This is a genomic window from Spongiactinospora gelatinilytica (genome assembly GCF_003236385.1).
GTDB lineage: Bacteria > Actinomycetota > Actinomycetes > Streptosporangiales > Streptosporangiaceae > Spongiactinospora > Spongiactinospora gelatinilytica.
In genome coordinates, this window is sequence record NZ_POUA01000330.1 from 1 (window position 1) to 8,888 (window position 8,888).

Here is an 8,888-nt window from a genome sequence, read left to right on the forward strand (position 1 = left end):
CGCCGAGCCCCCGCCCGCCGAAGACCCGCCGGGCGGTGACCTCGCGGATCGCGTCGCCCGGCAGGCGCAGCTCGCGGTGCGGGAACATGACCATGATCACCCGGCAGGTGCCGTCGAAGGTGACCTGGTACGGCCGGCTCGTGTCGTAGATCGCGATATCGCCGGGCAGCAGCGGGGCCTCCCGCCCATCCTGGGCGATCCGCACGCGCCCGCTGGTGGGGAGGCTCAGCTTGTAGAACCCGGCCTCGTCGGAGCGCGCGATGTGCTTCTCGGTGCGCTCGGCGCGGTGCGGCGCCGCGGTCACCTCGGTGACCATCACGCTGCCGAGCATCTCACCGGCGATCTCACCGGCGAAGCCGCCGGCACCACGGAACTCGAAATCAAGGGGAACGAAAGACCGGGAGACCGCATGCCGCCAGAGTTCCTCGCGCTCCCGCATCGCCACATCGGTCGTCCGGACCAGAACGGCCATGGCCCGCACCTCCGTACCGAACGGTGCTCCGGCACGGCCGACATGCCGCACCAATTCATATATGAAATCATAGGCGACCGCCGCGCGACAGCCCTTGAGGCCCACCCGTGACCGTCCTACGTGCGGCTCTCGGCGCGATCAGCCCGGGGATGGAGCGGAAGCACCAAAGGCGATGGCCGAGTGCGACCGCCCCAAGCACGCGGCAGGTCAGGCAGAAGGGCGCCGGCAACGGCGCCAGCCGGGCGGTCACGAACCGGTGCTGGACACTGAACGCAGGACTGGAGGTCACCTCAGCCGAGGACGGCGCGGGCCGACTGGGCTTCCTGCGCGGCTTGGTCACCCTCGCCGTTCGTTCACGCCGCAACCCACGGCCGAGATCGTCGAGCTGTGCCGGCGAGGTGACCGGTCGATCAACGAGGTGGCCCAGGACTTCGATCTGACCGAGACGGCGGTGCGGCAGCGGGTACGCCACGCGTTCTTCAAGGCGCGTTTGATAATCCGGACGCATTGCGGCGGCCCGGCAAACCCGAGCGCCGTACGGCCACAGCCCCTGACTCGGCATTTGACCTCGTGATTTCATGGGTATAGCTGAGGCCACACCCTTCGTATGAGCTACGACCCCAGCCTGCGATCTTGGAGAAGTTGATCAAGGGCACGAATCGGCCATACAAGCGAGCCAATCCGAACCCCCCGGTTCTGTCGGTGCCGAGCTCTATAGTGGCGACTGTTGGCGTGGAACTGCCGGATATTGCCGGGGTGGATTTTTGAGCCATAGCGAGCAGACGTGGCGGGTGGTCTGCGGGGGCGAGCTGTGTGGTGAGATCACAATCGATGCCATGGACATGCCCTGGCTACATGGCTCCTTCGTCGCCAGATCCGCATACGCCAAGGTGAAGCCGCTCTTCGATCGAGAGCTGGAGCTCTTGGAGCAGACCAACGACGATCCGGAGGCATGGGAGGCCGCGTATGACCAGGTGGCGAACGCGGTTCGGCTGGTGTCACCACACAGGCCGGTCGCCGACTTCCTGCTGCATATCGACGGCGATCGGGCCTGGTTCCGGTGGAGCGATGAACCGCTCAGCACGAGGTAGCCGGCGTGGGTCACAACAAGGTGCTCTGCTTTGGAGGCGAGCGGACGATCTCATAACCGCCGGATGCGCGATGGTGGCAGGGTGGCCCGGCACGCTCGGCGCGATCATGATGATCGGGTCGCCTCGCCGCGTCCCACCAGGTCAGAGTCAGTGAGTGAGCGGGTCGACAGGGTCGACACGTTTCGGCCTCGTACGGTGAGATATCAGTGAGCGGGCATGAGGACCGACTTGCCAACAGCTCCTTGTACGCAAAAAGTGACCAGGTCGTCCAGATCCGTGCGACCAAGACCCCGGCTTGCTGGAGTTCACTCATGAGGGCAAGGACAACTTGGTCAACGAGATCGGCGCCAACCGGGGAAAGCCGCTGCTGTTCGCCGAGACCCGGCTGGTCACCGTCAAGGCCGAGAGCAAGGTCCAAGTAGGCACCGCCAACCCTGCTCACCTGCAAAAGACACCCTGACGGCCTCGCTCATCCGCGCAAGCCCAGCACATGCTCGGCGCGGGCACGCCGTCCGGCCGGAGGCGGAGGCGTCCGGTGCGGACAGCACGGTGGACTCCACTGCCGACGATCTCCCTACCTGTTGCTGCTACCGGATAGGTACAGATATCGCGAATCCCCAACGAACAAGCCTTATAAGCACATAGGCCGTATAACGGAACCGGCCTTCCACCGCACCACGCCAATCACAGGAACATTGTTCTGCTCTCACGGAAGCTCCGCCCCACCTTTCAGGATAAGCCGGACAATATGCCACATATCTGCACGCTAATGACCATCTCCGCCTGGCTCTCAGATATTCCAGGGTGTAGCTTCTAACAGCTTCACATCGATGACTCAAGGCGCTTAATCCGTGATAAATGATCAGATCCCCGCTAGGTGGCCCATTGGCACCCTCATGGACAGGCTCAGCCCGGAGGAGCGGAAGGAACTTCTGGCTCTCGCCCCGTCGTCTCCGCGGCAGGCCGGCGAACCGCTCATCCATCAAGGAGATAAAGAGAGGTCCGAGGTCTTTCTACTGAGGTCCATCCCAGGGCAGCGATCCACGGCGTGTGTGAAGGTGACGGCCTACCTGGAATCGGGCGGGGCGGCCATGCTGGGCATCCGCGTGAGCGGCGATGTGGTCGGCGAGTTGGCAGCTCTGCGCAGACAGCCTAGATCGGCCATGGTGACCACGTGCAGTCCGATGCTGGTGCATGCCATACGCGCACAGGCGTTCACCGACTTCCTCGATCGCCACCCGGCCGCATGGAATGCGCTGGCTAGGATGATCGCCGACCGACTCGACTGGGCCAACCGAAGAAGGACCGACTTCGCCCAGTTCAGCGTGCCGGTACGGGTCGCGAACGTGCTCGTGGAGATTTCTGGCCGGCACGGGGTCGACAGAGTCGACGGTAAGCGGTACCTCGGAGTCGATCTCACCCACGAGGAGATCGCCAACCTTGTCGGAGCCAGAAAAGACGCCGTCTTCAAAGCCATCCGACGTTTCAAGGACCTTGAACTGATCGATCCCAGTCACCGCCGGAAGATCATCATCGACCCGATCGGTCTAAATAACTTCCGGTGAAGCGTACCGGTACGTCTTGAGGCGATGCGATCTTCGCCAGACTCTATGCCCGTCGATCTTCCCGACCACGCTGGTCGATCTTTATCCCAACCACAAGGTGACATGATGCTTGATTCTGATTTCAGCCGCCGCTTGGTCGTGGCGGTCGATGCGGAAGGATACGGCCGCGGCGACGACCTACGGCACGACTCGATCCAGTCGGGTCTGGCCCAGGTCATGGACCGCGGCGCACGAGAGGCGGGCCTGCGCCGCGAGATCTGGACCCGCCAGGAAGCCGGTGACGGCGAGGTCATCGTCCTCCCACAGGGAGAGCCTGAGCTCCGGGTCATCGACGACCTGGTGCGCCGCGTACGCAAGGCGCTCCATGACCACAATCGCGAGCGTCGGGACGACGCCCGCCTGCGGATACGCATCGCCATCGGCCACGGGGTCGTGAAACGTGGCGCGATGGGCTTCGTCGGTCAGGTCGTCGTGACCACCTGCCGGCTGCTCAACGCGCAGGCCGCCCGTACCGCCCTGAAGGAGAACCCGCGCGCCGACCTGGTGTTGACCCTCACCGATCTGCTCTACGAGGACGTCGTCCGACAGCTCCACACCTCTTACCGACCAGAATCCTTCATCCGGCTGGAAGTGCCGACCAAGGAACGCACCGAGATCGCGTGGATGTGGATCCCTTCAGAAGATCTGGATCAGAAAGGAACTCTCAACATGGACAACTTGCCCGAGGTCGCCGACACCCTGTGGGCTCTGATCGCTGGTGGCGCCCTGGAACGTCTGGGCGCGTACGGCACCGAGAGCGGCCTCGGCGGCGCCCGGAAACTGCTCGCGAAGATCAAGGAGTTCCGGTCCGAGCAGGGCCGGCCGGCCGACCCGGAGTCGCGCGACGACCTACTGGAGTCCCTGGAAGAGCTGGTGCGTGTCGATGCCGCCGTGAAGCAGTTCGCGCAGCAGTTCAACGCCGACCAGATGACCGTCAACCTGATCAGCGCCCCCATTTCCGGCGAGGAGATCAACTTTGGCATTCGAAACTGACTCGCCTGGCGAGGGCGTGCTGATCGGCGAGGAGGCCACACCGGTCGATCTGACCGATCAAGCTGAGGCGGCGGACGAGATCTTCGCGCAGGTCTCTCAGGTCCAGACCGTCATCAACCACATCCACGGCGACATAGGCGGAGCCTCTTTCGGCATCTCGGGTTCCCGGCCGAAGCCTCGCCGCACGTCCGGCCCCGTATCCCAGTACGAGATGGAGGAGGCCCGCACCTGCTACGCGCGCCATGCGAGCTACAAGGACGCCGCCGAACATCTGGAGAGCGGCAACATGGTGGCCTTGATCGGAAAGGCCGGCACGGGCCGCCGGACGGCGGCGCTCAATCTGCTTCATGACCTCGTCGGCGCGCGGCGCAATGTAGTGGAGCTCAGCCCGGTACACACGCTGGAAAGGCTGGCCGTCCGCGAATACCGGAAGGCTCACGGCTATCTGCTGTGCGACTGGCCCAAGGACGACGTTGACGGGAGCGTCGCCGACTTTCATGTACGGGAGATCAGGCGCCGTGTCCGCGACGCCGGGGCTTACCTGGTGATCACGGGAACGGCCACTTCGCTACCAGAAGGTGACCAGGTATCCTGGCTGCCGCCCCCGGCCTACGAAGTCCTGCGGGCCCACCAGGTGGCGCCCGAGGTCGCCGACGAGGCGGCCACCCAGATCACCACCGACCATGCCATGGCCGACGTGGTGACGCTGGCGCGCGACCTGGCCTCCGGGATTCCACTGGACAAAGCGCTCGGCAGGCTGGAGGCCGCCGGTCGGCGCGACGTGGTCGCCTGGTTCGACGGCCCGCGTACTCGCGGCGAGTTGTTCGAGATGGCCGCCATGGCCTTCGCCGCCGGCCTCCCCGAAAACGGCTTCGAGTCCCTGCTTGCCCGGCTGGAGTCCATCGCCGGTATCGGCGCGGAACCAGATGTCATCTCGGCGGATGATCCGATGCCGAGCCGCCGCCTGCTCCGGGTGGCAGAGGGCTCGCTTTTCAGCCTGTCGCCGCAACGCAGGCTGGAGTTCAAGGTCGCGAGCCACCGGACGCACGTGATGCGGGAGCTGTACCAGCGACACGGCATGCGGCTATGGGATCCGGTCACCGAATGGCTGAATGAGTGCGCCGCGCTACGCGACCCGAGCGTGCAGGCGGAGATCGCCAGAGGTGTGGCGGTTCTGGCCTCCGTCGCGGACTACTCGTACGTGGAAAGCACTTTTCTCACTCCATGGGCCCGTGGAAGGGGCGTCATGCGCAGCCAGGCCACTGCTGCGATGGCCATCTCATGGTTGTGCCTGGACGAGACGACCCGTCCGGAGGTTCTGCGCACGGTCACCTCGTGGACGATGGCGTCCGCCGCCAGGCCCAAGTTCACCGCCGCCCTGGCCTGGTCCGGTGAGCTGGGGATCCGGTTCCCTTCCGAGGCGACCCGGATGCTCTGGCTGCAGGTCAGGAACAGTGAGAAGCCCGTCCGGCATGCGGAGATCGCTCTGGCCCATCTGTTCGCAACGCTGACGGAGGCCACCGGCAATGCCCTCCCGCTGCTCGACCTGTTCGCGCGCAAGATCAGCAACGACAGGCGGATCGGCCGTGCGATCGACCCTCTGATTCGGGCGATCTTGAGCATCCTGTCGGCTCGCGCAGACGGAGCCGCGACCCCCACAGTCACCTTTCATCTGCGCAATTGCCCTGAATCGGCCGCCCTCCTCGCCAGACTGTGGTCGGCTGTCCTGGTCAAGCGTCCACACCGCAAGGAAGCACTGGCCGCCCTGTACGATGCCGTCTGCGCCTTCGACGAGCGCGACGCCGGTGACCGAGACCGTGTCCGCGCCCTGTTCGCAGCGCTGGTCGAGGCGCTGCCCGCTAAGGAGCGGCCGCTGCTGGCCCATGACCTGCGGCGTTACGCCATCTCTCGCAACACCGACGAGAACCGGCTGGAACTTCTCCTGTCGCTGCTCCGAATCTTCTTGAGCCCGGATGTACTGTCCCTCGACACCATTGGAAAACGTCCATGAGCTACCCGGTGATCAGCCAGATTCCGCTCGATCCTGTCGCCAAGCAGGGGTTCCTGAGCAAGCCCCGGCGCCTGATCTCCAGCCTGCCCCGCCAGCTCCCCCACCAGCGGCTCGTATTCGAGTACGACGGCACGTTCGTGCTGGGCGACCGGCGGCTGCGCGGCGACGAGCCACATGTGCTGTACGGCGAGAGCGTCAGCGTCGTGGACATGTCCAAGGACCACTTGGCCACGATCAACGTACCGATCAACTCCTCCGGCGCCCACGACTTCACGGTCGCCATGCAGTTCCGCTGCACGGTCGACGAGCCGATCGAGGTGGTGCGCGCCGGTCTGACCGATGTCACCGCGCACCTGGTCACCTACATCCGGGCCTACCACAAGCTCTTCGAGCTCGGCCGCGGTCACGGTTTGGACGAGGTCCACGAGTTGTGGACGGTGGTGCATGCCCAGGTGAAGGCCTACGCGACCCTGATGCCGTGTGCGCTGCCAGGTATGACGGCCGAATTCGCCGGCCTCGACGTACACGCCCCCGACGAGATCGCCCAAGGGCGGCGGCACTATGAGACCAGCCTGCACAACATCCAGGGCGAACACGGCCTTCGCGACGCCAGACGCAAGCTCGACCGCGACTTCGAGCTCGATGAGCAGGATTATCTGCATGTCAAGGGCCACAGCGCCAATGACTTCACTCGGCAGGAGGCGGCCCTCGACCGGGAACAGCACATCACCGGGGCCACCGAATACAAGGACTTCCTGAGTAGGGGTACCGGCGCCGCCGACAGTCTGTACGTCACCGTTCCCGGCCTCAACGGCCAGCAAATCGCCGACCGATACGCCGCCCTGGCCGACCGGGAACACAGACATGCTCCACGGAGCCAAGGCGACCGAGCAGCACGGCCGGCACCCCCGGCACCGCGACCGGCTCACTCCCGGGACGTTCCTCCGCTGGTTCGCCGGGGTCGACGAGAAGATCCTCACCAGTGTTCCCCAAGAACGTTCTCGCTACAGCAGTCTCGGCGGAATCGTGGTGGGTACCGCGCTCATCGCGGGCTCCTCCGTACTGTGCGCGCTGACACTGCTTTCGCAGGTGCCCCCGCTCTTTCTGGTGCCGGTGGCGGTGCTGTGGGGTCTGATCATCGCCAATATCGATCGATTCCTGATCTACAGCCTGCACGGCGACAAGGACGGCTGGTCCCGCTGGGGCAACGTACTGATCCGGCTCGCCCTCGCCATCGTCATCGGCGTCCTCATCGCCGAGCCGCTGACCCTGAAGCTCTTTCAGGAGCGGCTCGACCGGCAGATCATGATAGAACGCGACCAGGCGATCAGCCTGGCGGAGAGCCGGTACAAGCAGTGCAACCCGCTCAAAGGGCCGGCTCCTTCGGGTGTCGACTGTACCGGCTACCTTCTCGATGGCGGCGACCAGGCACTCGCCGTCGAAGGCAACATGACGCAGAGGCAGAGCACTCTCAAGGCCGCAGAAGATCGACTGGCGGCCGATATAGAGCAGCATGGAAAGCTGAAGGCTCGACGCGACCGCGAATGCTATGGCGTCAAGGTCGCGGACCAGACCACAGGCGTGCCCGGCGACGGACCCGAGTGCAAGGCCCGGAACAACGAACTCAACACCTTCCTCGCCACGCATGACATCCCCCGGCAGCAGGCGGAGGTGGCGAAACTGAGGGCGGAACTCGGTTCTCTCGCGGCCGATCGCGCCGACGCCGAAGGGGTACGCGCCGCGGCACTTAGCAGGAAGATCACCGAGCACGTCGAGGAGAAGAAGCGAGCCTACACCGACATCGGCCTGCTCGACCGATGGGAGGCCTTGGGCACGGTCGCAGGTCAGAGCGGCATGGTCAACTTCGCCCACTGGTTGCTGCGCATCATCTTCGTCCTGCTCGACTGCATGCCGATCATTTCAAAGGTACTGAACGGCAAGACCGAGTATGACCGCCTCCTCAATCAGGAGCTACGTGCGGGCGCGGCCTGTCACGAAGCCGAACTGAACTTCACCACCCGGCAGAAAACCGGCGGCTACGAGATCAAACTGCGAGAGGAAGAGCGCCGGCTGAAAGCCGAACGCGGCCGCATCGATCGAAATCAGCGTGCGGACGAGGCTTCCAGGGACGACGAAATCGACCGCCTGGCCCGTACTTTTATGAGCTCAACGCCGACGTAACGACAGGGACCGGCCCCCCAGTACCAGCCCAGGTTCGCCGGGCTGCCGGACACCGCCATCGTGGTGCCCTCCACTGCGCGGATCAGCAGCCCCCGGCAGTCCCGGCGAACGACCCCGCTGCCGGCAGCAACCGACGGAACAGCTCATCTGCGGCATTCAGTGTCCAGGCGCGGAGGCCGGGAGCAAACGATGACTTCCCACCCAGAAACACCACATTCAACTATCTGGCGTGCCGCACGGCCCACGATGACACCCTGTTCCAATCCGCCATGAGCCCCTTCCGCCTCACGTCCCCTACTTATCCTCAGGCATCCTGCATACCGGGCGCGCTCCGGCGATTCTGTACTTGCGCCGGGGAACGATCAGACATCGCCGGGGCGCTGGGTACCGAGGCGGGAGGCGATGCGGGTGGTTTCGTAGAGTATGCGTTCCTCGTCGAGGGTTTGGAGGTCGCCGTTGAGGAGGAGGGGGCGGCCGGCGACGTAGACGTCGCGGATGTCGGCGGCGGTGGCGGTCCAGCCGATGAAGGCGTGGGT

At 64.9% G+C, this 8,888-nt stretch carries 8 protein-coding genes; 6 read left to right on the forward strand and 2 right to left on the reverse strand.

Annotation, left to right across the window (positions count from 1 at the left end; translation table 11 throughout):
* A partial coding sequence (locus C1I98_RS40770; RefSeq protein ID WP_438672123.1) for a cupin domain-containing protein occupies positions 1 to 472 on the reverse strand: 472 nt, incomplete at its 3' end.
* A gap of 836 nt (positions 473 to 1,308) precedes the next feature.
* Here C1I98_RS40770 and C1I98_RS30355 point away from each other — a divergent pair.
* The 5 genes from C1I98_RS30355 to C1I98_RS30370 all read left to right on the forward strand — a co-directional run bounded on the left by C1I98_RS30355 (position 1,309) and on the right by C1I98_RS30370 (position 6,171).
* Positions 1,309 to 1,563, forward strand: a complete 255-nt coding sequence (locus C1I98_RS30355) for a hypothetical protein (RefSeq protein WP_199537321.1) — start codon at positions 1,309 to 1,311, stop codon at positions 1,561 to 1,563.
* 295 nt (positions 1,564 to 1,858) lie between these two features.
* On the forward strand, positions 1,859 to 2,023 hold the full coding sequence (locus C1I98_RS41870; protein ID WP_158558232.1) for a hypothetical protein: 165 nt from the start codon (positions 1,859 to 1,861) through the stop codon (positions 2,021 to 2,023).
* Positions 2,024 to 2,459: 436 nt separating this feature from the next.
* Entirely contained in the window at positions 2,460 to 3,128 is a 669-nt protein-coding gene (locus C1I98_RS30360; RefSeq protein WP_146607717.1) for a Crp/Fnr family transcriptional regulator, read from the forward strand.
* 102 nt (positions 3,129 to 3,230) lie between these two features.
* Positions 3,231 to 4,160, forward strand: coding sequence for a hypothetical protein (locus C1I98_RS30365; protein ID WP_146607718.1), 930 nt, complete (start codon positions 3,231 to 3,233; stop codon positions 4,158 to 4,160).
* A complete protein-coding gene (locus C1I98_RS30370; protein ID WP_146607719.1) occupies positions 4,144 to 6,171 on the forward strand; it encodes a hypothetical protein in 2,028 nt (675 codons plus the stop codon). The genes C1I98_RS30365 and C1I98_RS30370 overlap by 17 nt, the downstream gene beginning before the upstream one ends.
* Here the strand turns inward: C1I98_RS30370 and C1I98_RS40775 are convergent.
* A complete protein-coding gene (locus tag C1I98_RS40775; protein WP_146607720.1) occupies positions 6,057 to 7,031 on the reverse strand; it encodes a hypothetical protein in 975 nt (324 codons plus the stop codon). The genes C1I98_RS30370 and C1I98_RS40775 overlap by 115 nt on opposite strands.
* A gap of 4 nt (positions 7,032 to 7,035) precedes the next feature.
* On the opposite strand from C1I98_RS40775, the gene C1I98_RS30380 reads away from it, so the two are divergent.
* Positions 7,036 to 8,352: a DUF4407 domain-containing protein gene (locus C1I98_RS30380; RefSeq protein WP_111170819.1), complete on the forward strand. Its 1,317-nt coding sequence runs from the start codon at positions 7,036 to 7,038 to the stop codon at positions 8,350 to 8,352.
* Positions 8,353 to 8,888 lie beyond the last annotated feature (536 nt).